This window comes from Nonomuraea sp. 3-1Str, assembly GCF_031570565.1.
Taxonomy (GTDB): domain Bacteria; phylum Actinomycetota; class Actinomycetes; order Streptosporangiales; family Streptosporangiaceae; genus Nonomuraea.
Window position 1 is genome coordinate 63918 of the sequence record NZ_JALHBK010000032.1, and the last position, 26890, is coordinate 90807.

Annotated in this window: 30 protein-coding genes; 15 read left to right on the forward strand and 15 right to left on the reverse strand. The window is 74.6% G+C overall.

Translation table 11 applies throughout. The annotated features are described in order from the left end of the window. Nucleotides 1–70: 70 nt before the first annotated feature. Both MTP10_RS35490 and MTP10_RS35495 read right to left on the reverse strand, forming a co-directional pair. Complete coding sequence (locus MTP10_RS35490; protein ID WP_310715331.1) at nt 71–724, reverse strand: response regulator transcription factor; 654 nt, start codon at nt 722–724, stop codon at nt 71–73. Then, nucleotides 712–1851, reverse strand: coding sequence for a histidine kinase (locus MTP10_RS35495; protein ID WP_310715332.1), 1140 nt, complete (start codon nt 1849–1851; stop codon nt 712–714). Before MTP10_RS35495 ends, MTP10_RS35490 begins: the two co-directional genes overlap by 13 nt. Before the next feature lie 131 nt (nt 1852–1982). Here MTP10_RS35495 and MTP10_RS35500 point away from each other — a divergent pair, with 131 nt between their 5' ends. Continuing rightward, nucleotides 1983–2381: a DUF6069 family protein gene (locus MTP10_RS35500; protein WP_310715333.1), complete on the forward strand. Its 399-nt coding sequence runs from the start codon at nt 1983–1985 to the stop codon at nt 2379–2381. On the opposite strand, the gene MTP10_RS35505 is transcribed toward MTP10_RS35500, so the two are convergent. Together MTP10_RS35505 and MTP10_RS35510 are read right to left on the reverse strand one after the other, a co-directional pair. After that, complete coding sequence (locus MTP10_RS35505; protein WP_310715336.1) at nt 2358–3068, reverse strand: response regulator transcription factor; 711 nt, start codon at nt 3066–3068, stop codon at nt 2358–2360. The two genes, MTP10_RS35500 and MTP10_RS35505, sit on opposite strands and share 24 nt — an antisense overlap. Next, nucleotides 3065–4624 (reverse strand): sensor histidine kinase, encoded by a 1560-nt coding sequence (locus MTP10_RS35510; RefSeq protein WP_310715338.1) that lies wholly within the window; start codon nt 4622–4624, stop codon nt 3065–3067. The genes MTP10_RS35505 and MTP10_RS35510 overlap by 4 nt, the downstream gene beginning before the upstream one ends. Before the next feature lie 121 nt (nt 4625–4745). Here MTP10_RS35510 and MTP10_RS35515 point away from each other — a divergent pair, with 121 nt between their 5' ends. The 3 genes from MTP10_RS35515 (at nt 4746) to MTP10_RS35525 (ending at nt 8118) form a co-directional block, all read left to right on the forward strand. Beyond that, entirely contained in the window at nt 4746–5675 is a 930-nt protein-coding gene (locus tag MTP10_RS35515) for an ATP-binding cassette domain-containing protein (RefSeq protein ID WP_310715341.1), read from the forward strand. A gap of 86 nt (nt 5676–5761) precedes the next feature. Next, nucleotides 5762–7312 (forward strand): ABC transporter permease subunit, encoded by a 1551-nt coding sequence (locus MTP10_RS35520; protein ID WP_310715343.1) that lies wholly within the window; start codon nt 5762–5764, stop codon nt 7310–7312. Nucleotides 7313–7341: 29 nt separating this feature from the next. Then, nucleotides 7342–8118, forward strand: coding sequence for an ABC transporter permease (locus tag MTP10_RS35525; protein WP_310715346.1), 777 nt, complete (start codon nt 7342–7344; stop codon nt 8116–8118). Between the two features lie 35 nt (nt 8119–8153). On the opposite strand, the gene MTP10_RS35530 is transcribed toward MTP10_RS35525, so the two are convergent. The 3 genes from MTP10_RS35530 to MTP10_RS35540 are packed head-to-tail and all read right to left on the reverse strand — an operon-like array spanning nt 8154 to nt 10041. Further along, entirely contained in the window at nt 8154–8729 is a 576-nt protein-coding gene (locus MTP10_RS35530; protein WP_310715348.1) for a TetR/AcrR family transcriptional regulator, read from the reverse strand. 8 nt (nt 8730–8737) lie between these two features. After that, complete coding sequence (locus MTP10_RS35535; RefSeq protein WP_310715351.1) at nt 8738–9151, reverse strand: YchJ family metal-binding protein; 414 nt, start codon at nt 9149–9151, stop codon at nt 8738–8740. 5 nt (nt 9152–9156) lie between these two features. Then, nucleotides 9157–10041 carry an NAD-dependent protein deacetylase gene (locus MTP10_RS35540; RefSeq protein ID WP_310715353.1) on the reverse strand — a complete coding sequence of 295 codons (885 nt, stop codon included), beginning with the start codon at nt 10039–10041 and terminating at the stop codon, nt 9157–9159. Between the two features lie 89 nt (nt 10042–10130). Here MTP10_RS35540 and MTP10_RS35545 point away from each other — a divergent pair, with 89 nt between their 5' ends. Together MTP10_RS35545 and MTP10_RS35550 are read left to right on the forward strand one after the other, a co-directional pair. Beyond that, nucleotides 10131–10592 carry a helix-turn-helix domain-containing protein gene (locus MTP10_RS35545; RefSeq protein WP_310715355.1) on the forward strand — a complete coding sequence of 154 codons (462 nt, stop codon included), beginning with the start codon at nt 10131–10133 and terminating at the stop codon, nt 10590–10592. 5 nt (nt 10593–10597) lie between these two features. Beyond that, nucleotides 10598–10966 (forward strand): DUF4180 domain-containing protein, encoded by a 369-nt coding sequence (locus MTP10_RS35550; protein WP_310715359.1) that lies wholly within the window; start codon nt 10598–10600, stop codon nt 10964–10966. Between the two features lie 23 nt (nt 10967–10989). Here MTP10_RS35550 and MTP10_RS35555 read toward each other — a convergent pair whose 3' ends face one another. The 3 genes from MTP10_RS35555 to MTP10_RS35565 form a co-directional block, all read right to left on the reverse strand. After that, nucleotides 10990–11679 (reverse strand): TetR family transcriptional regulator, encoded by a 690-nt coding sequence (locus MTP10_RS35555; protein ID WP_310715362.1) that lies wholly within the window; start codon nt 11677–11679, stop codon nt 10990–10992. Beyond that, complete coding sequence (locus tag MTP10_RS35560) at nt 11676–12881, reverse strand: cytochrome P450 (RefSeq protein WP_310715364.1); 1206 nt, start codon at nt 12879–12881, stop codon at nt 11676–11678. Before MTP10_RS35560 ends, MTP10_RS35555 begins: the two co-directional genes overlap by 4 nt. 307 nt (nt 12882–13188) lie before the next feature. Beyond that, entirely contained in the window at nt 13189–13641 is a 453-nt protein-coding gene (locus MTP10_RS35565) for a MarR family transcriptional regulator (RefSeq protein ID WP_310715366.1), read from the reverse strand. 63 nt (nt 13642–13704) lie between these two features. On the opposite strand from MTP10_RS35565, the gene MTP10_RS35570 reads away from it, so the two are divergent. Next, entirely contained in the window at nt 13705–14826 is a 1122-nt protein-coding gene (locus MTP10_RS35570; RefSeq protein WP_310715368.1) for an FAD-dependent monooxygenase, read from the forward strand. An 84-nt stretch (nt 14827–14910) separates the two neighbouring features. On the opposite strand, the gene MTP10_RS35575 is transcribed toward MTP10_RS35570, so the two are convergent. Then, on the reverse strand, nt 14911–16419 hold the full coding sequence (locus tag MTP10_RS35575) for an FAD-dependent monooxygenase (protein ID WP_310715370.1): 1509 nt from the start codon (nt 16417–16419) through the stop codon (nt 14911–14913). Nucleotides 16420–16499: 80 nt separating this feature from the next. Here MTP10_RS35575 and MTP10_RS35580 point away from each other — a divergent pair, with 80 nt between their 5' ends. The 5 genes from MTP10_RS35580 (at nt 16500) to MTP10_RS35600 (ending at nt 20734) form a co-directional block, all read left to right on the forward strand. Beyond that, nucleotides 16500–17153, forward strand: a complete 654-nt coding sequence (locus tag MTP10_RS35580; RefSeq protein WP_310715372.1) for a TetR/AcrR family transcriptional regulator C-terminal domain-containing protein — start codon at nt 16500–16502, stop codon at nt 17151–17153. A 68-nt stretch (nt 17154–17221) separates the two neighbouring features. Next, nucleotides 17222–18208 carry an ABC transporter ATP-binding protein gene (locus MTP10_RS35585; RefSeq protein WP_310715375.1) on the forward strand — a complete coding sequence of 329 codons (987 nt, stop codon included), beginning with the start codon at nt 17222–17224 and terminating at the stop codon, nt 18206–18208. Beyond that, nucleotides 18208–18930, forward strand: a complete 723-nt coding sequence (locus MTP10_RS35590; protein ID WP_310715376.1) for an ABC transporter permease — start codon at nt 18208–18210, stop codon at nt 18928–18930. Before MTP10_RS35585 ends, MTP10_RS35590 begins: the two co-directional genes overlap by 1 nt. 23 nt (nt 18931–18953) lie before the next feature. Next, nucleotides 18954–20084, forward strand: coding sequence for a histidine kinase (locus MTP10_RS35595; RefSeq protein ID WP_310715379.1), 1131 nt, complete (start codon nt 18954–18956; stop codon nt 20082–20084). A 44-nt stretch (nt 20085–20128) separates the two neighbouring features. After that, entirely contained in the window at nt 20129–20734 is a 606-nt protein-coding gene (locus MTP10_RS35600; RefSeq protein ID WP_310715382.1) for a response regulator transcription factor, read from the forward strand. Between the two features lie 22 nt (nt 20735–20756). On the opposite strand, the gene MTP10_RS35605 is transcribed toward MTP10_RS35600, so the two are convergent. Both MTP10_RS35605 and MTP10_RS35610 read right to left on the reverse strand, forming a co-directional pair. Beyond that, nucleotides 20757–22130: a carotenoid oxygenase family protein gene (locus MTP10_RS35605; protein ID WP_310715385.1), complete on the reverse strand. Its 1374-nt coding sequence runs from the start codon at nt 22128–22130 to the stop codon at nt 20757–20759. 11 nt (nt 22131–22141) lie between these two features. Continuing rightward, entirely contained in the window at nt 22142–22735 is a 594-nt protein-coding gene (locus tag MTP10_RS35610) for a hypothetical protein (RefSeq protein WP_310715387.1), read from the reverse strand. Between the two features lie 92 nt (nt 22736–22827). On the opposite strand from MTP10_RS35610, the gene MTP10_RS35615 reads away from it, so the two are divergent. Then, the gene (locus tag MTP10_RS35615; protein WP_310715390.1) at nt 22828–23418 is read left to right on the forward strand and encodes a PadR family transcriptional regulator; all 591 of its coding nucleotides are present in this window, start codon (nt 22828–22830) and stop codon (nt 23416–23418) included. On the opposite strand, the gene MTP10_RS35620 is transcribed toward MTP10_RS35615, so the two are convergent. Continuing rightward, nucleotides 23415–24290, reverse strand: a complete 876-nt coding sequence (locus MTP10_RS35620) for an NAD(P)-dependent oxidoreductase (RefSeq protein ID WP_310715393.1) — start codon at nt 24288–24290, stop codon at nt 23415–23417. The two genes, MTP10_RS35615 and MTP10_RS35620, sit on opposite strands and share 4 nt — an antisense overlap. A 152-nt stretch (nt 24291–24442) precedes the next feature. Between MTP10_RS35620 and MTP10_RS35625 the strand changes: the two genes are divergently transcribed. Beyond that, nucleotides 24443–25045 (forward strand): TetR/AcrR family transcriptional regulator, encoded by a 603-nt coding sequence (locus MTP10_RS35625; RefSeq protein WP_310715396.1) that lies wholly within the window; start codon nt 24443–24445, stop codon nt 25043–25045. A gap of 14 nt (nt 25046–25059) precedes the next feature. Here the strand turns inward: MTP10_RS35625 and MTP10_RS35630 are convergent, their stop codons facing one another. After that, on the reverse strand, nt 25060–26253 hold the full coding sequence (locus MTP10_RS35630) for an FAD-dependent monooxygenase (RefSeq protein WP_310715399.1): 1194 nt from the start codon (nt 26251–26253) through the stop codon (nt 25060–25062). A 139-nt stretch (nt 26254–26392) separates the two neighbouring features. On the opposite strand from MTP10_RS35630, the gene MTP10_RS35635 reads away from it, so the two are divergent. Beyond that, the gene (locus MTP10_RS35635; protein WP_310715402.1) at nt 26393–26890 is read left to right on the forward strand and encodes a MarR family transcriptional regulator; all 498 of its coding nucleotides are present in this window, start codon (nt 26393–26395) and stop codon (nt 26888–26890) included.

Below are 26890 nucleotides of genomic sequence, written 5' to 3' on the forward strand. Positions count from 1 at the left end.
TTCGGCGCGGCGGTGACCTGAGTCAGGGCGGTCCCCAGCGCGTCGGCATGGCCGGCGCGGGGTGAGCGCGTCAGGCCAGGCCGGCGTCGTGCGCGAGCAGGGCGATCTGCGTGCGGTTGTCCAGGCCGAGCTTGGTGAGCATGCTGGAGACGTGGGCCTTCACCGTGGTGATGCCCATGAACAGCTCGGCGGCGATCTCCGCGTTCGTCCGGCCGTGTGCGATCGCGAGGGCCACCTCCAACTCGCGTGGAGTGAGCGCGGCCAGCGCGGCGCGGGCCTGCTCGTAGGCTCCGGCCTGCGTGATGGTGCGGTCCATCAGCCTGCGGGTGATCCGCGGGGACAGGATCGGATCGCCCCCGGCGACCCGCGTGACCGCCTCCACGATCTGCGCGGGCGGGGTGTCCTTGAGCAGGAAGCCGCTGGCGCCGGCGCGCAGCGCGTGCAGGATGTTCTCGTCGGTGTCGAAGGTGGTCAGCACGATCACCTCCGGCGGGCGGGCGCGCTCGCGTAAACGGCGGGTGGCGGTGATGCCGTTCACGTGCGGCATCCGCAGGTCCATCAGGACGACGTCGGGGGCGTGGGCGTCGGTCGCCGCGACGGCCTCCCGGCCGTCGGCGGCCTCGCCGACTACGGTGATGCCGGCGGCGCCGTCCAGCATCATGGACAGCCCGGCACGGACCAGGGCGTCGTCGTCCACCAGGAGAACGCGGATCACGCAGGCCATGGTAACGAGGCCCGCAGCCGGAACCGCCCGTCGACGACCTGGTGGTCCAGCCGCCCCCCGGCCAGCCGTACGCGTTCGGTCAGCCCGACCAGACCCGTGCCGCTGCCCGGAGAGGTCGGCGCCGCACCGGCCTCGGGCATCGGGTTGTGAACGTCGATCAGCAACCGCGCCCCGGGACCGCCCCGCAGCAGCACCTCGACCGGCTGTCCGGCGGCGTGCTTGCGGGCGTTGGTCAGCGCTTCCTGCACGACGCGGTAGGCGGTCCGGCCGGTGGCGGCCGGGAGGGCGGGGGCATCGGCGACCTCATCGCGCAGCCGGACCTGTTCTCCGGCCTCGCGTGCCTCGGTGACCAGGCGCGGCAGGTCGGCCAGCGTGGGTTGAGGCTCCGGGCCGCCGTCCTCCCCCTCGCCGTCCTCGCGCAGCAGGTTGATCACCTGGCGCAGTTCCTCCAGCGCCTGGTGGACTCCCGCCCGAACCACCCCGGCGGCACGGGCGAGCTGCTCCGGCGAGGAGTCCGGGCGGTACTCCAGCGCGCCGGCGTGGGTGGCCACCAGAGACAGTCGATGGGCCAGCACGTCGTGCATCTCCCCGGCGAGCTTGCGGCGCTCGGCCATCCGCGCCTCGGCCACCCGCCTGCCCTGCTCGGCCTCGGCACGGCGGGCTCGCTGGCGCAGCGAGATCAGCAACGCGCGGCGGGAACGGGCCAGGGCGCCCCAGCCGAGCATCGCGCCGTACGCGGCGGAGATCAGCAGCAGCCACCAGCCGAGGGAGATGCCGGTGTTCGGCCGCCACAGCCCCTGCGCCAGGTGCATCGCGACGCCGGCCGCCGCCACCGCGCCCGCGACGGGCAAGCGCCGGCATTGGGCCACCTGCAACGCCCCCAGGGTCGCCGCCGGGGTGGCCACCGGCGAGGCGACCGCGAGGAGGGTGGCGACCAGCGCGCCGGCCATCGGCCACCACAGCTGGGCGACCGCCGCGGCCACGCTCACGGCCGCGACCGCGATGTCCAGAACGTGCATGGCCGAGGACGTGCCGGCCTGCCCCCGGAGCGTCAAGGCCGCGAGTCCGCCGATCCCGGCGACCACGATCGCCGCAGTGACAATTCTGTGGAGCCGGCGCTCGGTCATCGGGTCAGGCTAGCCCCCGGTACGGCACCGCCGGCACCTACCAAAGGAGGAGGCGCTCCCCTCCGGAGAAGGACATGGCGCGACCGCGGGCCCGATGCGGCGGCACGGCACCCCCGGCCACGCTGAACGGCGTGAACACCTTCACCAAGAGACTCCTTGTCACCGTGATCGGCGCACCCGCCGCCGCCCTGGCCGTGTGGTGCCTGGCGGTACCTCTGGCCGGCGTCGTGCTGACGGTGCGGCAGGGCGGCGTCACCCAGACGGTCGGCCCGGTGACCATCGCCCTGGCGAGCCTGCTGGCCGGTCTGGCGGGCTGGGCGCTGCTGGCCGCCCTGGAGCGGTTCTCGGCCAGGCCCGGCCGCCTCTGGACGATCACGGCCCTGGTCGTGCTGATCGTCTCCCTTCTCGGGCCGCTCGGCGGCGCCGTGGGCCCGGCCGCGACACTGACGCTGGTCCTTCTGCACCTGGCCGTCGCCGCCGTGCTCTTCCCGGGGCTGGGGCGCCGATCAACCACTTCCCTGGGGACGTGACCGCGCCCCCGGGACCACCAGGCCCGTCTCGTACGCGGCGACCACCGCCTGCGTCCGGTCGCGCAGCCCGAGCTTGCCGAGGACCCGGCTCACGTGCGTCTTCACCGTCTCCTCCGTGACGGTCAGCCGGGCGGCGATCTCCGGGTTCGACAGGCCCTCGGCGATGAGCCGCAGCACCTGCGTCTCGCGCGGCGTGAGCGTGGCCAGCACCGCCGCCGACCCGGCGTCGGGCCCCTGCTGGAGCCGGGCGAACTCGCCGATCAGCCGCCGGGTCACCGCCGGGGCCAGCAGCGCCTCGCCCGCGGCGATCACCCGGACCGCGTCGAACAGCCGCTCGGCGGTGACGTCCTTCAGCAGGAACCCGCTGGCCCCGGCGCGCAGCGCGTCGTAGACGTACTCGTCCAGGTCGAACGTCGTCAGGATCAGCACCCGCGGCCCTTCACCGGGGGCCGCGGCCAGGCGGCGGGTGGCCTCGATGCCGTCCATGCCCGGCATCCGGACGTCCATGAGAACCACGTCGGGGCGCAGGTCACGGCACAGCCGCACGGCCTGGGCGCCGTCGGCGGCGGTCCCGACCACCTCGAAGTCCGGCTGGGTGGCGAGCAGTTCGGCGAACCCGGTGCGGACGACGAGATGGTCGTCGGCGACGACGACGCGCACGGCGGGGGAGAGGCCGGCATCCGTCATCCGCCCGCACCCCAGTTCCCGACCACCACGCCGGCACCTGTCCCCGCCCGCCTGCCCACGCCTCCTCGAGGCTCGCCCGGGTCCGGGGCCGCGCCGGGGAGAGTGGCTTCGATGAGGAAGCCGCCGCCGGGCGCGGGCCCGGTCGTGAGCCGCCCGCCCACGGCCGCCGCCCGCTCCCGCATCCCGGCGAGCCCATGCCCGGCGAGCCCATGCCCGGCCGGCCCATGACGAGCCGGCCCATGCCCGCCGGGTCCGTGCCCGCTCGGTCCCTGGCCGGTCGGCGCGCCGTGCCCGACATTCGGCGGCGGGGGATGGTGTGCCGGTCCGGGCCCGTTGTCGCGGACCCGGACCCGCAGCACCTCGCCCGTGTAGTGCAGCTCGACGTCCACGGCGGCCCCCGGCGCGTGCCGGCGGGCGTTGGTGAGCGCCTCCTGGACGATCCGGTACGCCGTCAGCTCCACACCCGGATCCAGCCGGACGGGACGGCCCCGCAGGATCAGGCGCGTCCCCGTTCCGGAGGCGTCGCGGGCCGCGTCGAGCAGCTCGTTCAGCTCGCCCAGCCCCAGGCCGGGCTGCGGACTGCGAACCCCCGGGGCGGCGCCCGCGTCCTCCCGCAGCACGCCGAGCAGGCGCCTCATCTCGGTCAGCGCGGCGCGGGCGGTGTCGCCGATGGCCGTCAGCCGCTCCGCGCCCGCGGGAGGCATGCCGGGTGTGGCCAGCCGGGCCGTCTCGGCCTGCACGGCCACCATCGAGATGTGGTGGGCCACCACGTCGTGCAGGTCGCGGGCGATGCGGGCCCGCTCGCCCCGCGCCACGTGCTCCAGCAGCCCTTCGGTGGCGACCTGGCGGGCCGCCGCGCTCTCACGCGCCTCGCCGCGTGCCCGCCGCGCGATGCCGGCCAGCGCCGCGGCCGGTGCCAGAGAGGCCAGCACCAGCGTGAGCAGCCGCGCCTCGCCCTGGGCCTGGCCCATCAGCGCCAGCAGCGGGAACGGCACCGCCGGCGCGACCGCCACGAGCCGCGGCGCCGCCCGGCCGAGGCGGTAACCGGTGAGGAGCTGGGCGACCGCGCCCGCGACGGTCATGGTCTGGAACGCCGTCAGGGACAGCACGCCCGCCGCCGAGACGGCCAGCCCGGCCGCCACCGGCTGCCCCCGCAGCGCCACCACCGGCAGCGTCGTGGCCAGGGCCAGCAGCCCGTACACGATGAGGAACAGCGGCCGGTCGGTGGTCAGCGCGAGCGCCGGGCTCACGGCGTGTGCCGTCGACTCCACCAGCGCCCCGGTCATCAGGAACGCCCCCACCACGACCGGCCCGTACGGCCCGCTGAGACGCTCCCCCCACGACCGCCCTGCCCACAACCACGCTACCCACGACCGCCCTGCCCACGACCCCCGTGCCGCGGACCGGTCCTCGACCACGCGGCCACCGTCCGGCCGGTCCGCGTCCGGTCCGTTCACGGCGGGTGAGGCCGCGGCGTCCGGCGAGGCGGCGGCGCCCGGCGGGGCCGCGGCTCCCGGCCGGGGGAGTCGCTTCGGCTGGTCATGCGTTCCGTCCACCCTGGTCATTGTCCTGGTCGTCCAGGTTCGTGGCATCCCTCGATCGAGGGATGCCACACCGGTGATGATGGCTCCCCCGCGTGACGCGCCCGCCCGGCGCCGCCGCCTAGCCTGCGGTGCCATGGAAACCATCATCGAGGTCGCCGGCCTGCGCAAGCGGTACGGCACGACCCTGGCGCTGGACGGCATGACGTTCACCGTGTCACCGGGACGGGTCACCGGGTTCGTCGGCCCCAACGGCGCGGGCAAGTCCACCACCATGCGGGTGGTGCTCGGTCTGGACGCCGCCGACGAGGGCAGCGCGCTGGTCGGCGGCCGGCCGTACCGGAGCCTGCGTGAGCCGCTGCGGCACGTCGGCGCGCTGCTGGACGCGGGCGCGTTGCAGCCGAGCCGCACCGGCCGCCACCACCTGCTGTGGCTGGCCCACTCGCAGGGGCTGGGCGCCCGGCGGGTGGACGAGGTGATCGACCTGGTCGGGCTGGGTCCGGCGGCGCGGCGCAGGGCCGGCGGGTACTCGCTCGGGATGCGCCAGCGGCTGGGCATCGCGGCGGCGCTGCTGGGCGACCCGCCGACGCTGATGCTGGACGAGCCGTTCAACGGGCTGGACCCCGAGGGCATGGTCTGGATCAGGGGGCTGCTGCGCTCGCTGGCCGGCGAGGGCCGGGCCGTGCTGGTGTCGAGCCATCTGATGAGCGAGCTGGAGGACACCGCCGGGCACGTGGTGGTGGTGGGCCGTGGCCGGGTGGTGGCGGACGCCGCCGTGGCCGATCTGGTCGGCGCCGCCTCCCACGGCCGGGTCACGCTGCGCACCTCCGACCGGACCGCGGCGATGACGGTGCTGGCCGGGGCGGGCGCCGTCGTGGCCGTGTCCGGCCAGGACACGGTGACGGTCTCGGGGGTGCCGGCCGAGCGCGTCGTGGGACTGCTCAACGCCGGCGGGGTGCCGTTCTCGGAGGTGTCGGCGCACCGGGCGACGCTGGAGGAGGCGTACATGGAGCTGACCCGCGACGCGGTCGAGTTCCGCGCGTCGGCCGGCGGAGCCGCGCGATGAGCGCGGGCACACACTCCCCGGCAGGTCGCGGAAGCGACGCGGTGAGCGCCGCGACAGGCTCTCCGGCAGGTCGCGGGAGCGGCGCGATGAGGGCGGGCAGAGACTCCGCTCGGGGTGGCGGGTTCGGGCGGGCGGTGCTGGCCGAATGGACGAAGTTCCGCACGGTCCGCGGCTGGGTGGCCGGCATGGCCGCCGCCGCCCTGGTCACCGTGCTGCTCGGGCTGATGACGGCGACCGGCAGCCACACGTCGTGCGGCGGTCCCGACGACGCCTGCCCCGCCCCGCCGGTCGGACCGGGCGGCGAGGCGGTGACCGACCACTTCTTCTTCGCCCATCGGACGCTGACCGGCGACGGCTCCGTCACCGCCCGCCTCACGTCCATGACGGGCCAGGTACGGCTGCCGGACCTCGTCCAGGGCGTCCGGCGGGTCGAGAACCGGGTCGTGCCGTGGGCCAAGGCCGGGCTCATCATCAAGGACGGCGTCCGGCAGGGCTCGACGTACGCGGCCGTCATGGCGACGGGCGGTCACGGCGTGCGGATGCAGGACGACTTCACCCACGACACGGCCGGCCGGCCGGGCGGAGTGTCGGCGTCGTCGCCGCGCTGGCTGCGGCTGGTCCGCTCGGGCGAGGACGTCACCGGGTACGAGTCCGCCGACGGCGAGCGGTGGACCAAGGTGGGGACGGCACGGCTCGCCGGGCTGCCGGCCACGGCCGAGATCGGGATGTTCGCCGCCTCGCCCGGCGACCTGACCGTGCAGCGGGCCGACTTCGGCGGCAGCATCGAGCAGGTCCGCTTCTCCGAGACCACCGCCGTCTTCGACCGGGTCGGCCTGTCGGGCCGCGTCACGGGCGAGGCGTGGAGCGGCGACGACATCGGCGCCGTCCGGGAGCCCGGCGGGGCGATCCACCATCCGGGTGGCTTCCGGCAGTCCGGCGGCACGTACACCGTGGTCGGCGTCGGTGACATCGCGCCGGCCACCGACGGGCAGAGCGTCGAGAACACCCTGACCGGTGTGGTGACCGCGCTCATCGTGGTGATCGTCGTGGCGGTCACGTCCGTCACGTCGGAGTACCGGCGCGGGCTCATCCGGACCACGCTGCTGGCGGTCCCGCGGCGTGGACGGGCGCTGGCGGCCAAGGCCGTCGTGATCGCCGGGGTGACCTTCGCCGCCGGTCTGGCGGCCACCGCCGTCACGGTGCCGCTGGGCACGGGCATCCTGCGCGACAACGGCAACATCGTCCTGCCGGTGTCCTGGCTGACGCAGGTCCGGGTGGTGGCGGGTGTGGCACTGCTGATGGCCGCCGCCGCGGTCCTGGCGCTCGCGCTGGGCGCGCTGTTCCGGCGCGGCACGGCGGCGATCACGGCCGCCGTCGTGGTCGTCGTGGTGCCGCATCTCCTGGCGACCGCGTCGATCCTGCCGGACGAGGCCGCGCGGTGGCTGCTGCGGCTGACTCCGGCGGCCGGGTTCGCGATCCAGCAGAGCATCCCGGCCTACCCGCAGGTCCTGGCCAACTACGTGCCGTCGGCGGGCTACTACCCGCTCGCGCCGTGGGCCGGCCTGGCGGTGCTGTGCGGTTACGCCGTGCTCGCGCTCGCCCTGGCCGCCCACCGCCTGAACAGTAGGGACGCATGAGCCGCGGGCCGGCGGGCCGAGGAGGGTGGATGAGGCGCGAACTGCGGGCCGAGTGGACGAAGCTGCGCACCGAGACGGGCGTCGGCCGGCTGCTGCCGGCGCTGGTCGCGCTGACGGCGGCGGCGGCCGCCGGGGTGAGCGCGAGCGTGACCTGCGGCGCCGCGGGCTGCGGCCACGACACGGTCAAGCTGGCGCTCGCCGGGGTGCAGGTGGGGCAGGCGGTCGTCGCCGTGCTGGCCGTCCTCGTCGTCGGGGGCGAGTACGGCACCGGCATGATCCGCACCACCCTCACCGCGATGCCGCGCCGGGGCGCCGTGCTGGCCGCCAAGGCGGCCGTGCTGATCGGCGTGACTGTGCCGGCCGGAGCCCTCGCCGTGCTGGCCTCGCTGCTGGCCGGGCGGCTCATCCTGCCCGGGCGCGGCTTCACCGCCGCCAACGGCCACCCGCCGCTGTCGCTCGCCGACGGGCCGACGCTGCGGGCCGCCGCCGGGTCGGTCCTGTACCTGGCGCTGGTCGCGCTGCTGAGCCTGGGGATCGCGCTCGCCGTGCGGGACTCGGCGGCGGCCATCGGGGTGGTGCTCGGGCTGTTGTACGTGTCGGCGATCCTGCCGCTCATGGTCGCCGACCCGGACTGGCAGCTGGCGCTGTGGCGGCTGTCGCCGTCGAACGCGGGCATGTCCATCCAGGCCACCACGAACCTGGCGAGTCTGCCGCTCAGTCCGTGGGCGGGCCTCGGCGTGCTCGCCGCGTGGGCCGTCGCGGCGCTCGCGGGCGGCGGCGTGCTGCTGCGCGTACGAGACGCCTGACGCGCCCAGGGGGCCTCCGGCGGGGTGCGGCGCCGTCAGGCGAGACCGTCGATCCAGCGCTCCAGCCGGTCGCCCTCGGCCTTCATCAGCGCCGGGTCGCGCAGGGTGTTGGTGAGCAGCGAGATCCCCTGGTAGGAGGAGAGCAGGGCGACGGCCAGCTCGCGCGCGTCGGCGCGGCCCAGGGCGGCGAACTGGCGCTCCATCCAGTCCAGCAGCTCCCGCATCAGCGCGGCCACCGCCTGGTCCAGCCCGTCGGCCCGCTTGTCCAGCTCGGAGGCCAGCGTCCCGGTGGGGCAGCCGTAGCGGGCGGCGACGTCGCGCTGGTCCACCCAGCCGCGCACGAGCGCCTTGAGCCGCTCCGCCGGGCCGGGCATCCCGTCGAGCCGGTCGAGCAGGCCGCGCAGCGCCCCGGCGTGCTCGTCGATGGCGGCCTCGACGAGCTGGTCCTTGGTCTTGAAGTAGTAGTAGACGTTGCCGACGGGCACATCCGCCTCGCGCGCGATGTCGGCCAGCGTCGTCTTCTCGACACCCTGCTCGTGCAGCACCTTGGCCGCCGCGGTCGCCAGGCGCTCCCGCTTGCCGCCCCCGGCGCCCTTAACTGAGTTGGTCACCTGACTTATTATAGTCGCCGCGCCGGCGGACCGTCGTCGCGCGGTCCCTCGTACACCCACTGCCCGTCGAGCCGGACGAACAGGCTGTGCTCCTCCATGGAGCCCTCGCGCCCGCGCCGCACGTAGTGGGCGCGGAAGCGGACGGCCCCCTCGGTGTGCAGGACCGTGCCCCGGACGGTCTCCAGGATCTCCAGCCGCACCCACCGAACCCCGCGGTCCAGGTCGAGGCGCGCCGGCCGGGTGGCCGGGTGCCAGGTGCGCAGCAGGTACGCCTCGTCGCCCACGGCGAACGCGGCGAACCGCGACCGCATGAGCAGCTCGGCCGTGGGCGCCGAGCCCTCGCCCCGGTGGAAGCGGCCGCAGCAGTCACGGTAGGGGGCCGGCAGGCCGCACGGGCAGCCGGCGGGTTCGCGACGGGACATGACCCCTATTGTGCCGGGACGGCAGGGACGAGAGCGCCGTCCGAGGGGGGCAGGCAAGTCGTCAGCGCCGTGAGCGTGGCGCCGAGCGGCGCGTCCAGCCGCACCGCGGCCTCGGCGTCGCCGCGCGTCGGCCCCTGGTTGACGATGGCGATCGGGATGCCCAGCTCGGCGGCCCGGCCGACGAACCGCAGCCCCGACCGCACCGCCAGCGACGACCCGAGCACCAGCAGCGCCCGCGCCCCCGCCACCAGCGCGAAGCACTCGTCCACCCGCGGCTTCGGCACGTTCTCGCCGAAGAACACCACGTCCGGCTTGAGGAGCCCGCCGCAGCCCGTGCAGTCCACCACCTGGAAGCCCGCGACCTGCTCGTCGGTGAGGTCCGCGTCGCCGTCGGGCTTGATCGCCGTCGCGGCGGCCGCCCAGCCGGGATTGGCGCGGCGCAGGCGCCGGTCGAGCTCCATGCGGGGCGTGCGCTGCCGGCACGACAGGCACACCACCCGGTCGAGGCCGCCGTGCAGCTCGACGACCCGCCGTGCGCCGGCCGCCTGGTGCAGGCCGTCGACGTTCTGGGTGATGACGGCGTCGACCAGGCCGCGCCGTTCGAGGTCGGCCACCGCCCGGTGGCCGGAGTTGGGGGCGGCCTCGCCGATCCGCCGCCAGCCGACGTGGCTGCGCGCCCAGTAGCGGCGCCGCGCCTCGGCGCTGCCCACGAACCGCTGGTACGTCATGGGGTCGGCCCGCTGAGCCCGGCCGGTCGGCCCGCGGTAGTCGGGGATGCCCGACTCGGTCGACAGCCCCGCCCCGCTCAGCACCACCAGGCCGCCCCCGGCGACGAGTTCGGCCAGGGCGGCGAGCGGCGCCGTCTCGCGGTCCTCTGCGCTCACGGTCACCGGTCCATGGTGCCCGATGCGGGGGAGTGCCTCGACGGCGGCTCTGCGCAGCCGATCTTCGGCCTTGCAACTCCCTCAAAGGTGCTAAATTGGGGAGCGATAGGGAGTTCGAGGGAAGGGTGGCGATGGCGGAGCGGTACTACTCGGTGGAGCGGGTGGCCGAGGTGCTCGGGCTGCACGTCAAGACCGTGCGCGGCTACGTCCGCGACGGACGGCTCAGGGCCACCCGCATCGGCCGGCAGTACCGGATCGCCGCGGAGGACCTGGAGGCGTTCACCGGGCGCCCGGCCACGACTCCCGCCCGCGGCGGACCCCACGCCGAGACGTCCGCCATCGTGCGGATCGACGGCATCGGCCGCGAGGCGGTCATCCGGCTGGCCAACACCGTCATGGCGGCGGCCGGGAGCCGTCCCCGCGACGGCGGTCCGCTGCGCGTCGAGACCGTCTACGACGAGGAACGGGCCAGCCTCAAGGTCATCGTCCTGGGCGGCCTCGACGGCACCGCCGAACTCCTCAAAATCATCAACCTGCTCGTGGACGAGGAGCCCTGATCCCGTTGCCTGACACCCTCCAGCATGTCGCCGGCACGCCCGTTCTCGTGTGCGCCGCCGACGGCGAGCCCCTGCGCGGCGAGCGCGAGGCGGTGGACCTCCTCGGGGAGGCGTTCTCCTGCCAGGCCGCCTGGGTGGCGATCCCGGCCGAGCGGCTCGGGGAGGGCTTCTTCCGGCTGCGCACCCGCGTCGCCGGGGAGATCCTGCAGAAGTTCGCGAACTACCGGCTGGGCGTGGCCGTCGTCGGCGACATCACCCGGCACGTCGAGGCCAGCACCGCGCTGCGCGACTTCGTGGTGGAGAGCAACCGCGGCGGGCACGTCTGGTTCGTCCCCGACCTCGAAGCCCTGCGCGAACGGCTGGGCCAGGCGTAGAGCCGGGCGCGGTCCCGGCGGATCTAGGCGGCGGAGGGCGTGACCGGAGCGGCCAGCAGGCCGGTCAGCGCGTCCACCAGGGCGGTCGCCGTGTCCCGCCACACGGTCACCGGGTCGGCCGCCGGGTCCTCGTGCAGGGCGCGCTCCCGCTCGGCCAGCATGTGGACGACCAGCACCCGGCACATGTCGGTCCGCTGCCGGTGGACGGCTTCCGGCACCCCCGGCACCAGCCGGAACAGGTGCTCCACGATCCGCCCCACCGACGGCGTGGCGACCGCCTCCTCGATGACCACCGCCCGCATCGTCGGCTCCGTGTCGGCCTGCGCCAGGAAGCGGGCGTACCAGGTGGGGGCCGGCAGCGAGGCCAGGTGGTCGGTGGCCGGCCGTACCAGGCAGGCCGCCCACTCCCGCACGCCGGAGTCGTCGCCGACGGACTCCAGCATGCGCGCCCGTCGCTCCTCCATGCCGCCGTTGTGGCGGCGCAGGACGGCCCGCACCAGGTCGGTCTTGGTGCCGAAGTGGTAGCCGACGGCGTAGTTGTTGGACTGGCCGGCGGCCTCGCCGATCTGCCGGTTGGAGACCGCCGCGATGCCGTGCTCGGCGAACAGCCGCTCGGCCGCCGCCAGGATCCGCTCGCGGGTGCCCGCCCCGCGCTCGGGCCTGCCGCGCGTACGGGCGGGGCCGCCGGTGCTCGCCGTGCCCGCAGTGCTCACCACCGGACCGGGACCGCCCGCAACCCGCCGACCAGCAGCCCCTCGCGGGGCGCCAGCTCGGCCGCCGGGACCGCGAGCTCCAGGCCCGGCAGCCGCCGCAGCAGCACGTCGAGAACGGTCTGCAGCTCGGTGCGGGCCAGCGCCTGCCCGAGGCACGAGTGGGGGCCGACACCGAAGGCGAGATGCGTGTTGGGGGAGCGGCGCAGGTCCATCTCGCCGGCGCGCTCGAAGGCCCGCTCGTCGCGGTTGGCCGAGGCCATGCTGCAGATCACCGTCGTGCCCGCGGGCAGCTTGCGGTCGGCCACCTCCACCTCCTCGGTCAGGTAGCGCGGCATCCCGAAGCCGGGGTTGGCGTCGAAGCGCAGCACCTCCTCCACCGCCGGGTGGACGAGCGACGGCTCGGCCAGCAGCGCCTCCCAGCGGGACCGGTCGGACAGGAGCATCGCGGCCATCTTGCCGATCATGTTCGCGGTGGTCTCGTGGCCGGCCACCAGCAGGCCGCGGGCGGTGCCCACGAGCAGCGGCTCGGTCAGCCGCCCGTCGGCCGCGTCCACGATCCCGATGAGCTCGCTGAGCAGGTCGCCGCCCGGCTCGGCCCGCTTGGCGGCGACGTGCGCCGACAGGTACGCGTCGAACTCCGCCTGCGCCGCGTCGATCTCCTCCTGCCCGTACCGGGTCATGCTGAGCATGGTGTCCGACCAGTACGAGAACCGGTCGCGGTCGGAGTCGGGCACGCCCAGCAGGTCGCAGATCACCCACACCGGCAGCGGGAACCCCAGCGCCGCGACCAGGTCGGCCGGCGACCCCTGCGCCACCATGGCGTCGACGAGGTGCCCGGCCATCTCCTCCATGCGCGGCCGCATCGCCAGCACGCGCTTGGCCGTGAACGCCCTGCCCACGAGGCGCCGCCACTGCATGTGCGCCTCGCCGCCGGCCGAGGAGGCCGTGTCCGAGCGGCCGAACACGCCGCCGGACTCGTTGGCCGTCACGCGGGCGGCGTCGCCGGCGTCGAGCTGCCGGGTGAAGCGCGGGTCGGACAGCACCTGGCGGACGTCGTCGTAGCGGGTCAGCAGCAGCGCCTGGTCGCCGCTGGCCAGCCGGATCGGCGCGACCGGGCAGCCGTCGCGCAGGCTCGCCCACTCGGGCGGCGGCTCCAGCGCGGAGGGGTTGCGGAAGGGGTAGTCCGGGACGACGTCGCTCACGGGTTCTCCTCGCTCGGGCCGACCCTTTCATCTAAGCCATGTGACTTAACTCCGTCAACCGACATCGCCGGGCGCAGCATCATCCACGATCCGGGCAAGGCCGCCCTGCGTGCCCGCCGCTTGCCTCGCCCGAGGCGTCGTCGAACGGTGGCCGGACGCCTCCCACGCCTTCAACGGCGAGTTCCCCGAGCGCGTCAACGCCCGGGTCCTCGCCTTCGTCGACGAGATCGACCGCACCGGCCAACCGCCGTCTTGGCCCCCCTATGTGAGGAAGGCAGGTCCCCACGGGAGTGAAGGGCCGCGCGCTTCAGCCGGACTGCTCGCGCAGTTCCCTGGTCGCCGAGCGGTAGGCCCGGGCGACGCCGGTGAGCATGCCCAGCATCAACGGCACCTGCTCCGGCGTGTAGTGCTCGCGGATCTCCGCCAGGTGCCGCTCGGAAGTGATGCGGGTGGCGTGGTAGTCGGCCATGCCGTCTTGTATCAGCTCCACGGTGACCATGCGCCGGTCGCGCTCGCCGCGTACCCGCCGCACATAGCCGGCCTTCTCCAGGCGGTCGATGAGCCGGGTCGCGGAGGCGGACGGCAGCCCCAGCTCCTCGGAGATGGCCCCCACGGGGAGCGGGCCGCGCATCTCCAGCAGGATGAGGGCGGCCACGTCCACATGGTGGACGCCGAGCCGGTCGGCGATCGCCTCGATGTGCAGCATGACCGCGATCAGGAACTCGCGGAAGACATCCTCTTCTGGGTGCTTGTCGGTCACTCGACCCAATGTATTTCATATCGATGTATCTTCGAATCGAAGTTACTTCGATATGGAGATGAAATGGACGTTCTTGTCATCGGCGCCGGGGTGGGCGGCCTGGCTGTCGCGCGGAGCCTGCTGGCCGCCGGGCACCGGGTGCGGATCTTCGAGCAGGCGCCGGCCCTGCGGACGGGCGGCGCGGGGCTGAGCATCTTCAGCAACGGCGCGGCCGTGCTGCACGACCTCGGTGTCGGCCTCGACGGCGTCGGTGGCCGGTTCGACCGGATCGACGCGTTGACAGCCGACGGCCGCTTGCGGCTCAGCTCCGACATGGCCCATGCGGCCACGCTCTACGGTTTCCCGAACAAGTCGGTCTCCCGCCGTCTGCTGCTGGAGCGGCTGTCCGAGGGGCTGCCCGGCGACCTGATCAGCTACAGCAGGGGCTGCCGAGAAGTGACCCAGGACGGCGATGGGGTCACGGCGACCTTCGACGACGGCTCGACGATCACAGGGGACCTGCTCATCGGAGCCGACGGCCACCACTCGGTCGTCCGGCGCGAGCTGTGGGGCGACGTGCCCATCCGGACGGCCACCTTCGGCACCTGGCAGGCCCTGAGCCGGATCGACATCGACCTCACCCGTACGCACCTCCACCTCATGATCACCGGAAAGGAGGGGGCGTGCGGAATGATCCCCGCCGGGGACGGCAAGCTCCAGTGGTGGTTCGACGTGCGCTGGTCCTCCGGCGACCCGCGCCCCGCCGCGCCTCTGGACGAGCTGAGGCGCCGCTTCGGCCGCTGGGCGTCCCCCGTCCCCGAGTTGCTCGCCCAGGCGAACGAGGACGACCTCGACTTCTTCGGCCACCACTGGCAGAAGGTACGCCGGGAGTGGGGCAAGGGCCGCGTCACCCTGCTCGGCGACGCCGCCCACCTCATGCCGCCCACCCTCGGACAGGGCGCCAACCAGACCCTGGAGGACGTGTGGGTGCTCGGGCGCGAGCTCGCCAAGGGCGGCGACCCGGCGCAACGGCTGCGCGCCTACGAGCGGGCCCGCTACCCGCACGTCAATCTGGTGTCCAGGCTGGCCAGGCGCAGCCCCGCCAACTGGCGGATCCCGCCGTTCATCGGCCGGATGTTCTCCGAGACGTCCCAGAGCGGGATGCTCGCCCGCTTCAGCAACCGCCTCACCGCCCTTTCCCCCTGAGAGCGGGCGTCAGAAGACGGCTGGACGATCCGCCGGTATGACGCCGTACCGGCGGTGACGACGACGATCTCACAGCGGGCCGTCTCACGACGGGCCGCCGAACCAGGTGCGCAGGGCCGCCTCCAGAAGGGCGATGTCGGACGGCCTGCCGGGGACGCGGGCCCAAGCCACGGCTCCGTCGGGACGGACCAGCGCGGCCGCCAGCGACGGATGGCCGACGGAGGTGACCTCGGCCACCTCCACCCGGTCCCGCCAGCGGGCCGCCACGCCGACCGCCGGGTCGCCCGCCGGAGCGGCCAGCAGTGGCCTCCCGCCGGTGGTCAGCCCGCTGAGGGGCACCTCCCGTCCGACGTCCGTCTCCAGGGTGAGCAGGAGGTCCGGGACGTGCGTGCCGGTCAGCGGGTGGGCGTCCGGCGTCGCGTACGGGAAGGCGTACCGCGTCGCGAGTCCCGACAGCAGCTGGCCGAAGTAGCGGTTGACGTCCGGGATGTCCATCAGGTCCGCGACGATGTCGCGCAACGCGTCCGTGTGCGGCCCCGGCAGCATCAGCGCCGATTGCGCGCGCGTGTTGTGCAGCACGGCGGCCCCGGCGGGATGCCGCTCGGAGGTGTAACTGTCGAGCAGCCCCTCCGGAGCGGTCCCGCGCACCTGGGCGGCCAGCTTCCAGCCGAGGTTGACCGCGTCCATGAGGCCGAGGTTCAGCCCCTGGCCGCCGTTCGGGCTGTGGACGTGGGCGGCGTCGCCGGCCAGCAGGACCCGGTCCAGCCGGTACGTCTCCGCCTGGCGGGCCTGGTCGGTGAAGCGCAGGGCGCCGTCCATCCGGGTGATGGTCACCTCCGCGCCGGCCACGCGCCGGACACTGGCCCGCAGCTCCTCCACCGTCACGGGCCCCTCGTGACGCTCGTGGGTGTCACCGAAGTCGAACGTGCCGATGCCGCCCGGGCCGTGGAGGAGCATGCCGCCCGGCAGGCGGCCCGGGGGCGGCAGCGCGCCGAGGTCGCCGACCCCGGCGTGCGCCTGGCGGGCCGTCATGAGCGGCGGCGTGCCGGGGAAGGCGAACCCGGCCAGCTTGCGCACGGTGCTGCGCCCGCCGTCGCATCCCACCACGTAGGCCGCCCTGAGCCGCCGCCCGCCGTCCGGGGTGGCGACGGTGCCGGTCACGCCGTCCTCGTCCTGGGCGAGCCCGGTCACGGTGTGCCCCCGGCGCACGGTCACGCCGAGCCCCGCGGCGTGACCGCCGAGGACCGCCTCCAGGTCCGGCTGCCAGATCAGGATGCCGCGCCGGCCGGGCTCCTCCTGGAGCGACGGGTCGATCTTGTGGATCCACGCGAAGTGGTCCTTCTCGCTGCCGTGCTCGCGCTTCTTCTGGGCGCCGCGCTCGGGCTGGTACGCGCTCAGCCGCGCGCCCAGCCCACGCCGCCGCAGGGCCTCCGCGGCCAGCGGCCCGATCCCGCGGGACTTGCGCTGCCCGGACGGCTCGGCCAGCCGCTCCAGCACCAGCGGCTCGGCGCCGGCCAGGCGCAGCTCAGCCGCCAGGCTCAGGCCGACCGGCCCGGCTCCCACCACGATCACCTCGGCCGTCCACGACGCCACCTCCTTAACTTGTTAAAGAATCACCGTGCCTTTAACTTGTTAAAGTGTCAAGCCGGACGACGGGAGGGAGGCCGGCGCGCGTGCCGATCGACAAGGACACCGCGGCCCGGGCCGCGCTGCGGCTGCTGGACGAGGACGGGCTGGAGAAGCTGACCGTGCGGCGGGTCGCGTCGGTGCTCGACGTGCGGGCCCCGGCGCTGTACTGGCACTTCGCCGACAAGCGGGCGCTGCTCGACCAGATCGTGGACGTCATGCTCGCTCCCGCCGCCGCCGGGCTCGGCCGCCCGGGCCCCGGCGAGCCGTGGTGGCGGTGGCTGGAGGAGTCCCTGGGAGCGCTGCGCCAGGCGCTGCTCGCCCATCGCGACGGCGCGCGCGTGGCGGCCGGCGCGGTGGTCACGCGCGCCGTCGCGCTGGGGACGTTCGTCGAGCGGATCACCGAGGTGCTGCACGAGGCCGGCTTCGGGCTGGCGGACGCCTCCCGGGCCGCGGGGGCGCTCGTCCACTTCGTCGTCGGGCGGACCCTGGAGGAGCAGTCGCGGCCGGAGCCCGCGGACGAGGCGCGGGCGGTGACGAGTGAGAGCTTCCCCTTCCCCGTGCTGGCCCGCGCCCTGCGCGAGCGCCACACGGCCGGCGCCACCCCGGACGAGGACTTCGGCTACAGCCTGACCATCATGCTGACCGGCCTGCGCACGCTGCATTCCGCGAAATCCCGCGGCGGCGCGGGGGAGGGGTGACACCTGTCACGGGCGAACCCTGACAGGTGGCACAGGGAGTACGGCGCGTCACCGGCCAGGCTGGCCGCATGACATCCATTCCCCACGCGGTGGCCGCGTCCGGCCTCCGCAAGTCCTACGCCGGACGGCCGGCCGTCGCCGGGGTCGACCTGCTCGTGGCGCCCGGCGAGATGGTCGCCCTTCTCGGCCCGAACGGCGCCGGCAAGTCCACGACCGTCGACATGCTGCTCGGCCTCACCACCCCCGACGCGGGCGAGGTCTCCCTGTTCGGCCGGCCGCCGCGCGAGGCCGTCGCCGGCGGCGCCGTCGGCGTGATGCTCCAGGAGGCGGCGCTGCCGGACGACGCCACCGTCCACGAGACGGTGGCGATGATCTGCTCGCTGCACCGCGCCCCGATGCCGGTGGAGCGGGCGCTGCGGCTCGCCGGGGTCGAGGACCTGGCCGGGCGGCGCGCGGCGGCGCTGTCCGGCGGGCAGCGGCAGCGGGTGCGGCTCGCGATGGCGCTGGCCCCCGACCCCGGCCTGCTCGTGCTCGACGAGCCCACCTCCGCGATGGACGTGTCCGCCCGGCGCGGGTTCTGGCACTCCATGCGGGAGTACGCGCGGACCGGGCGCACCGTGCTGTTCGCCACCCACTACCTGGAAGAGGCCGAGACGCACGCGGACCGCGTCGTGCTCATGCGCGCGGGCGCGATCGTGGCCGACGGGCCGGTGACCGCGGTCATGGCACGCGTCGGCGGGCGCATCCTGCGCGCCACCGTGCCCCTCACAGCCCCCGCCACCGTTCCCGCCACCGTTCCCGCCACCGGGTCCGCCACCGGGCGGCAGGACCTGGCCGGCTTGCTGTCCGGTCTGCCGGGCGTCGCCTCCGCCGAGCTGGACGGCGAACGCGCCACGCTGAGCTGCTCCGACTCCGACGCGGCGCTGCGGGCGCTGCTGGCCCGCTTCCCCGCCGCCCGCGACATCGAGGTGCGCGCCCCGGGCCTGGAGGAGGCGTTCGTCCTGCTGACCGAGGAACCGGCGCCGCAGCGGGCGCGCGTGAGAGGAGCGGTGTGATGAAGGCGGGATACCTGCGTTTCGAGGCCAGGCGCGTCCTGCGCGACCCCCGGTTCCTGGCCTTCTCGGTCGGGCTGCCGGTCGGCCTGTTCCTCCTCCTCTCGTACGTCTACCGGTCCCAGCAGATCCCGGCGGCGTACCTGATGGGCGGGCTGACCGCGTTCGGCGCGTTCAAGGCGGCGCTGGACACCGGCGCCCGCACCGCCGTCGAGCGCGGCGCCGGCTGGCAGCGCCAGCTCCGGCTGACCCCGCTGTCGGGCGTCGGCTACCTCCTGGCGAAGGGGACCGTGGCCATGCTGGTGGCGTTGCCGCCCGTGGCCGGGGTCTCGCTGGCGGCGGCGCTGACCGCCGGGGTGAGGCTGTCCGCCGCGGGCTGGGCGCTGGCCGTGCTCGGCGTGTGGCTGGGCACCGTGCCGTTCGCGCTGCTCGGGCTGCTCGTCGGACAGCTGTCCACGCCGCGCGGCCTGCAGGCCTACCAGGGCGGCGTCCTGCTGCTGCTCAGCTTCGTCGGCGGGCTGCTGGTGCCGGTGAGCGCCTTCCCCGAGAGCCTGGCGGCCGTGGCCAGGGTGCTGCCGAGCTACTGGCTGGCCGAGATCAGTCACGGGGCGGCCCTGTCCGGCGGCGGCCGGGTGGGGGAGGCGACGGCCGTCCTGGCGGCGTACACGGTGGTGCTGGGCGTCGCCGTGGCGGCCCGGTACCGTCGCGACAGCGCACGCTCCTGACGACCCCCGGCGAGGTGGACATCATGCTCCGGCAGCGACCCTTCGGGCTCGCGGCGTGGCCCGCGTGGTCGCCGCGCCGCCCCGGCCGGGGATGGAGAGAGGCGCGCGGCCTGCTCGTGCTGGTCGCGTTCCTGGTCTGGCCCTTGTGGGACCTGCTGCGCGGGCGTGGGCACGGCGGGCCGCTCGCGCTCGCCCTCATGCTGGTGTACGGGGCGAGCTGGGTGACGACCATGGCGTACGGCGTCGGCCGGCCGCCCAGGGAGCGGGTCGCGGTGCTCGCCTGGCTGCTGGCCCTCGCCGTCGCCCTGACATTCGTCCGGCAGGACCCGGCCGGTCACGCCCCGCTCGGCGCGCTCGCGTACGCGCTGGCGGCGGCGGTGTGGCTGCTGCCCGCCCTCTGGGGGCTGCTGCTGGCGGTGGCCGCCGCGGCGGCGCGGCTGCTGATCCTGTACGCCACGGCGGGCGAGGCGGTGTGGGGCGCCGTGCCGTCCGTGCTCGCCGACACGCTCGCGCCCGTGGCCGTGGTGCTGCTCGTCCGGCTGCTCGTGCAGCTCCGCCAGGCGAACGAGGAGATCGAGGCGCTGGCGACCGCCGCCGAGCGGGCCCGGCTGGCCCGCGACCTGCACGACGTGCTGGGCCACAGCCTCACCGCGATCACCGCCAAGGCGGGGCTGGCCCGCCGCCTGCTGGAGCGCGGCGCCGACCCGGATCAGGCGCTGGCCGAGCTGCGCGACGTCGAGCGGCTCTCCCGGCAGGCGCACGCGGAGATCCGCGCCACCGTGTCGGGCGTGCGCAGGCCCTCGTTGATGGCGGAGCTGAGCGGGGTGCGGGTGGCGCTGCGCGCCGCGGACATCGCGGCCGTCCTGCCGTCGAGCGTGGAGGAGGTGGCCGAGGACCTCCGGGAGCCGTTCGCGTACGTGCTGCGGGAGGGCGTCACCAACGTCATCCGGCACAGCGGCGCGACCCGCTGCGAGGTGCGCCTGGACGCCTCCAGCCTGGAGATCCGCGACGACGGCCACGGGGGCGGCACCGAGGCGGGGACGGCGGGCAGCGGCCTGGCCGGGCTCGGCGAGCGGCTGCGGGCCGTCGGTGGGAGCCTGGAGGCGGGCCCGCTGCCGCAGGGCGGCTTCCGGCTGCGGGCGAGCCGTCCGTGAGCGGGTTTCCCGGGCGTGATCCGGGGCCGGCGGGAGGAGCGGGCGTGATCAGGGTGGTGCTGGCCGACGACCAGGCGCTGGTGCGCGGCGCGCTGGCCTCGATGCTCGGCCTGGAGCCGGACATCGAGGTGGTGGCGCAGGCCGGCTCGGGCGAGGAGGCGCTGGAGGCCGTCGCGCGCACCCGCCCCGACGTCGCGCTGATCGACGTGCAGATGCCCGGCATGGACGGCCTGGACGTCACCGAGCGGGTGCGCGCGCTGGTGCCGTCGTGCCGGGTGGTGATCTGCACGACCTTCGGGCGGCCCGGCTACTTCGCCCGCGCCATGCGCAACGGCGCGTCGGGCTTCGTGGTGAAGGACTCCTCACCGGAGCACCTGGTGGACACCGTCCGCCGGGTCCACGCGGGACTGCGCGTGGTCGATCCGGCGCTGGCCGCCGAGTCGCTGGCCAGCGGCGCCAGCCCGCTGACCGCCCGGGAACGCGACGTCCTGCGCGAGGCCAGGCAGGGCGGCACGGTGTCGGAGATCGCCAGGGCGCTGCACCTGTCCAACGGGACCGTGCGCAACCACCTGTCGGCGGCCATCGGCAAGACCGGCGCCGCCACCAGGGCGGAGGCGGCGCTGATCGCCGAGGAGCGCGGCTGGCTCTGACGCGCGCCGGGCTTCCCGGCGGCTACGTCGCGGGGTCGGGGATCCAGCTTCCGTGGAAGCCGGCCGGGACGCGGCGCGGCAGCCGTACCGAGGCCGTACGGGACAGGTCGGCGGCGTCCAGGACCAGCAGCTCGGAGCTGTGCCCGGCCCGGTCGGACACGATCGACAGCAGCCAGCCCTCGTCCTCCGCGCGGGCGCCCTCGGCCGGCACGAACACCGCCTCCCCCGGCGCCAGGTCCGCGCCCAGATCGAGCGCGGTCGAGGAGCCGGAGCGCAGGTCGTGCTTGACGATCGCGTCCCGGGCGACGGTGTAGAGGTAGCGGTGGGGGCGGCCGGTGCGGGTCTCGTCGTGGGTGGGGAACTCCACGGCCCGGTCGTCGATCGGCTCCTCCTTGACGGCGCCGGTGGCCGGGTCGAGGGTCCAGCGGTGCAGCCGGGCATGCCCCGTGGCCGCCGCCGCGACCGGGGCGCCTCCGGTGGCCGGCGTGCCGGCGGAGGGCCCGCCGATGCTCGGCCAGAACGCGGTGAACTCCTCCGGCCGGTAGCGGACCCCGTCCACGACGACCCGCCCCGCCTCGTCCTCGTAGGCGTTGCCCACGTGGAAGACGTAACAGGGGTCCACCTCGAACCAGCGCGCCGGGCCGCCGGCGCGCGGCATCACGCCGAGCCGCGCCCCGTAGCCGTCGTCCCAGCGGAACGGCATGCCCCCGCCCCGGCGCGCCAGCGCCATGTCGAAGACCACCGGCAGGTCCAGCCAGACCACGTGGTTCGCGGTGATGGCGAAGTCGTGCATCATCGTCGGGCCGGGCACCTCGACCTCGCGGCTCTCCACCAGCCGGCCGTCCGCCGACAGCCGGTGGTAGGTGAGGTACGGCGGGACGAGCCCGTACCCGAAGAACAGCAGCTCCCCGGTGACCGGGTCCTCCTTGGGGTGGGCGGTCATCCCGCCGGTCAGCAGCCCGCCGAAGTCGCACGGGCCGACCGTGTCCAGCTCGGGCGTCAGCTCGTACGGCAGGCCGGTCTCGACCAGTGCGAGGATCCGCCCGGCGTGCGGGACGACGTGGGTGTTGGCCGGGACGGCCGCGTGGTCGAAGCTGCCGTCGGCGCGCACGAACGGCGCGCCGTCCGTCAGCTCGGTGGTGCGCACCCAGCGGTTGCGGTACCACTCGGCGCGGCCGTCGCGCAGCCGCACGCCGTGGACCATGCCGGCCCCGGTGAACCAGTGGGCCGACGGCGTGCCCGGCAGCGGGTTCGGGCCGTTGCGGAAGTAGCGGCCGGTCAGCTCGGGCGGCAGCGCGCCCTCGACCGGCAGCCCGGTCGCGTCGATCTCGTCGGGGACGGGGGCCAGGTGGCCGTCCAGCCACGCGGACGGGGAGGTTTCGTTCGACTCGGACATCTCGGGGCTCCTCACAGGCTCGGCTGGGCGGCGGCGGTGGTGGCGGCGGCCGTGGCGCGCTCGCGGGCCTTGGCGGAGTAGCGCGCGGTGAACACGGCGGGCAGGGTGAAGCCGGCGATCTTGCAGGCCACCAGCACGGCGGTGGAGTGCGGCGCCCAGTGCTGCACGCAGGCCAGCGCGATCGCGGTGACGGTGAAGCCGGCGGCCCAGGCCGTGGTGATGACCACGTTGACCCGGCGGAACCCCTCCATGGCGGCGATCTCGGGGGCGACCTGGCGGCGGGCGATGCCCGCGGTGAACGGGCGGCCGGCGGCCAGGGTGCCCCACGCGGTGACGGCGAGCCACGCGATGGCCAGCGACGCCCCGTAGCCCAGCACCGGCGAGCCGGGGGCCGCGAAGGAGAGCGCGGTCAGCAGCGCCATGTAGACGGTGGTCGAAGTCTCCAGGATGAGCGCGTCCCAGGCGATCCCGGAGCGCAGCCGGTCGAGGGCGAGCAGGACGACCGCGGCGACGAGGCCCGCGATCGCTCCTGCGAGGGCGCCGAAATCGCTCACGATCGCCAGGGCGATCCAGGGCAGGAAGGTCCGGCCGTAGTACTTCAGCATGACGCCGCCTCTCGGTGACATTCCAACTTAGACACGTCGAACTTAGACCTTCCACTTTTGACATGTCAACCTAGAACGGTATGGTTCGAGGTATGAGTCTGCGGCATGCGGTGCTCGGCCTGATCGTGGAGCTTGACGGCGCGAGCGGGTACGACCTGATGAAGCTTTTCGAGATCTCGCTCGCCAACGTGTGGTCGGCGACCCAGAGCCAGTTGTACGGCGAGCTGGCCAAGCTCACGGCCGACGGCCTGATCGAGGTCGCCGCCGAGGGGCCCCGCGGCCGCAAGGAGTACCGGGCGACCGCCGCCGGCCGCGAGGAGTTGCGCCGGTGGCTGGTCGAGGAGACGCCCAAGCCGGCGCAGCGTGACGGCACGCTTCTGCGCGTGTTCTTCCTCGGTCAGCTCGAACCCGAGCAGGCCCGCGCGTACCTGCGCGACCGCGCCGCCCTGATGGGGGAGCGACGTAACGAGCTGGCCGCGCTCCAGGAGCAGGTGACGTGGGGCGAGGACAACCTGTCGTTCTACGGGCGGCTGACCATGGAGTACGGCCGGCGCTTCTTCGCCATGCGCAAGGAGTGGGCCGAGTGGGCCGCGGCCGAGCTGGCCCGGCTGCCCGCTCCCGGCGATCGCTCCGGGCGGGGCGACACTGACGCGCCGCCTGCCACGGACCGCGCGCAGCCCTAGACCGCCTTGGTACGGGCCTCGATCGCGTGCAGCACCGCCACCATGTCGCCCCCGCCGTGTCCCAGGTCCACGGTCTCGCGGAACAGGTCGTGGCACACGTCCAGCAGCGGCGAGGCCAGACCTGACGCCCGGGCCGCCTCGGCGATCAGCCGGTTGTTCTTCAGCACGTCCAGCGCCGCCGCCTGCACCCCGAAGTCCCGGGCCAGCAGCTTGGGCGCCTTCATCCGGGACACGGCGCTGGCCATGGGACCGGCGTCCAGGATGTCGGCGAACCGCCGCCGGTCCAGCCCGTGCCGGTCGGCGAAGTGGAACGCCTCCGTGAGGCCGGTGACCATGGTGATGAGGAAGAGGTTCACCGCCAGCTTCGTCAGCAGCGCGTTCGGCACCGGCCCGCAGGCGAACGTCTCCCGGCACATCGGCCCCAGCAGCGGCGCCACCTCCTCCACGTCGGCGCGCTCCCCGCTGAGCATGGCCACCAGCCGCCCGGCCGCGGCGGGCTCGCGGGAGCCGGAGACCGGCGCCTCGACGTAGCCGCCGCCCGCCGCCCGCACGTCCCCCTCCAGGTCGCGGGAGTAGCCGGGCGACGTCGTTCCCATGTGGACGACGACGCGTCCCGCGACCCGGGCGGCGAAGTCCGGCGTGCCCCGGCACAGCACCGCGTCCACGGCGGCCTCGTCCGACAGCATGAGGATCACGGCCCGCGCCCGTCCGAACACCTCGGCGGCCCCTGACGCGACGTCCGCGCCGGCCGCGCGCAGCGGCTCGGCCCTGGCCGGGGTGCGGTTCCACACCACGAGGGGAGTCCCGGCGCGGGCCAGGTTGAGCGCCATGGGCTGCCCCATGACCCCGAGGCCGATGAACCCGACGTCCACGCAGCACCACCGCCTGACCTCTCGGTATATGACAGTTGTCATAATAGACCGCCTATGACAAGCGTCATAGGGCGGGACCGGTAGGCTGTGCTCCCAGGGGCTGCCCAGAGGTGGGCCGGTTCCGGAACGCTTGGCCGAGGCGGGAGGCCGGGATGGCGCGTGCGGAGCGGGGGCCGCGGGAGCGGATGGTGTTCAGCGCGGCGCAGCTCATCCGCCGTGACGGGGTGGCCGCCACCGGAATGCGGGACGTGGCCGCCCACGCGCGGGCGCCCCGGGGCTCGCTCCGCCACTACTTCCCGGGCGGCAAGGAGCAACTCGTCAACGAGGCCGTGGACTGGGCGGGCCGCTACGCCGCCGGCCGCGTCGCCCGGTTCCTCGCCGCCATGCCGGAGCCGTCGCCGAGCCGGCTGTTCGCCGCGATGGCCGCCCAGTGGATCGACGAGTACGGCTCCGCCGGGTTCGAGGCGGGCGGCTGCCCCGTCGCCGCGGCCACCGTGGACTGCGCGGACGCGGCCGAGTCGACCCGGGCCGCCGCCGCGGCCGCGTTCGCCCGCTGGACCGGGCCGGTGGCGCGGGCCCTGGCCGGCATGGGCGTGCCGGAGGAGCGGGCCGAGCCGCTCGCCACCCTGATGATCAGCGCGCTGGAGGGGGCGATCCTCATCGCGCGGGCGGAGCGGGACGTGCGCGCCCTGACGACCGTGACCCGCGAACTGGCCCCCCTCCTGGACGCCGCCACGATCCCGCCACACGCCTGACCTGCCGGGCCGGCTCAGCCCCCGAGGGCGCGCTCGTAGTCCGGCAGGACGACGGCGGTGTGCGCGGCGCCGCCTGCGGCGCCGGACGGCAGCGCCGTCCGGCCGCGCAGCACCGCGTTCCGCTCGTCGAGGCGCTGCCGGGTGCGCGGGGCGACCACGCCGCCGCCCTCCGTCGCGAGGGCCTGGTTCCGCTCCACGAAGTCGCGGACCGTCTTCTCGTACGCCGCGAAGGCGGTGACGTGGTCACCGTGGGTGGCCAGCTCGCCGGCCAGGACGTAGGCGCCCACGAGCGACACGCTCGACCCCTGACCCGACATGAACGACGTCGCGTAGGCGGCGTCGCCGACGAGGGCGACGCGGCCGGTGGACCAGGCGGGCATGTGGATCTGGCTGACGACGTCGAAGAACAGGTCGTCGGCCGCGCGCATCGCCGTCACCATCCGCGGAATCTCCCACACCGTGTGGGAGAACGTCGCAGCCACGAGGTCGCGCTGCGCCTGCGGGGTGCGGAAGGCCGTGAAGGGCGGCTCGTCCCGCGCGAAGGTCAGGAAGCCGTGCATCGGCTCGCCGGGTTCGTGCGCGTAGAGGGCGGCGGCCCGGCCCGGAACGTTCCACAGCACTCCCTCACGCTCGAGACCGAAGTCGTTGGGCATGGTGAAACCGGCGAAGCAGAAGCCGAGGTAGCGGTGGTAGCGCTCCTCCGGGCCGAAGGCCAGGCCGCGGGTATTGGAGTGCAGCCCGTCGGCGCCGATCACCAGGTCGAACGTGCGCCGGAGGCCGCTGTCGAAGGTGACCTCCACGTGGCCGCCGCGGTCGTCGAGGGTGGCGACGGAGTCGCCGAACAGGAACTCGACCTTGTCCCTGACCAGGCCGTAGAGGCAGTCGGCCAGGTCCCCCCTGCGTACTTCCAGGTCGAGGCCCTCGGCGCCGCCGGTGAGCGCCTCCGGGCGCAGGCTGGTGAGGACGGCGCCGCCGGGGTCGAGGAAGGTGATCTGGCGGGTGTTCACGTGCAGCGGGCGCAGACGTGGCAGCAGGCCCATGCGCTCGACGACGTCGCGGGCGGTCCCGCGGATGTCGATGGCGTACCCGCCACCGCGCAGGTGGGAGGCCTTCTCCACGACGGTGACCTCGAAGCCGTAGCGGTCCAGCCAGTACGCGAGCGACGGGCCGGCGATGCTGGCCCCGGAGATGAGGATCTTGCGCTTCATGGGGGGATCCTTCCTGTTCGGCCTGCGGCAGCGATAGATGCATGCTTTAGGTATCCTTGTTGCGAGCGCGGTGCGGCCGTGAGCACCACCACGGACCACCATATAGATACATGTTTTAAGTATGCAACTGGGAGCTGCGATGAACGCCGGACCCCAAGACCCCGTCGGCGGGGACGACGACCAGGTGCTGGCCGTGATGCCCCGCCTGGCGCAGCTCAGCACCGCGATCAGCCGCGGCCGCCTGACCGAGCACGCCATGGACGCGGCCGGGATCGAGGCCGATCGGCCGGCCTTCTCCGTCCTCGTCTCCGTGCACCTGGCCGGCGCTCCGCTGCGGATCAGCGAGATCGCGGAGAAGATGCAGCTCGTCCAGCCGCACGTCACGCGGCAGGTCCAGCAGCTGGAGCGGCGCGGCCTGGTCCGCCGCATCGGCGACCCGCATGACCGCCGGGTCAGCTTCATCGAGCCGACCGACGAGGGCAGGGCGGCCGCCGACCGCTACGCGCGCACGCTCATCGGCTGGTTCACCGGCGCCATCGCCCACTGGCCCGAGCAGGACCGCAAGGACCTCGGCCGCCTGCTGGCCCGCTTCGCCGACGACGTCACGGCCCACCTGGCCACCCTTGACGACACCTGA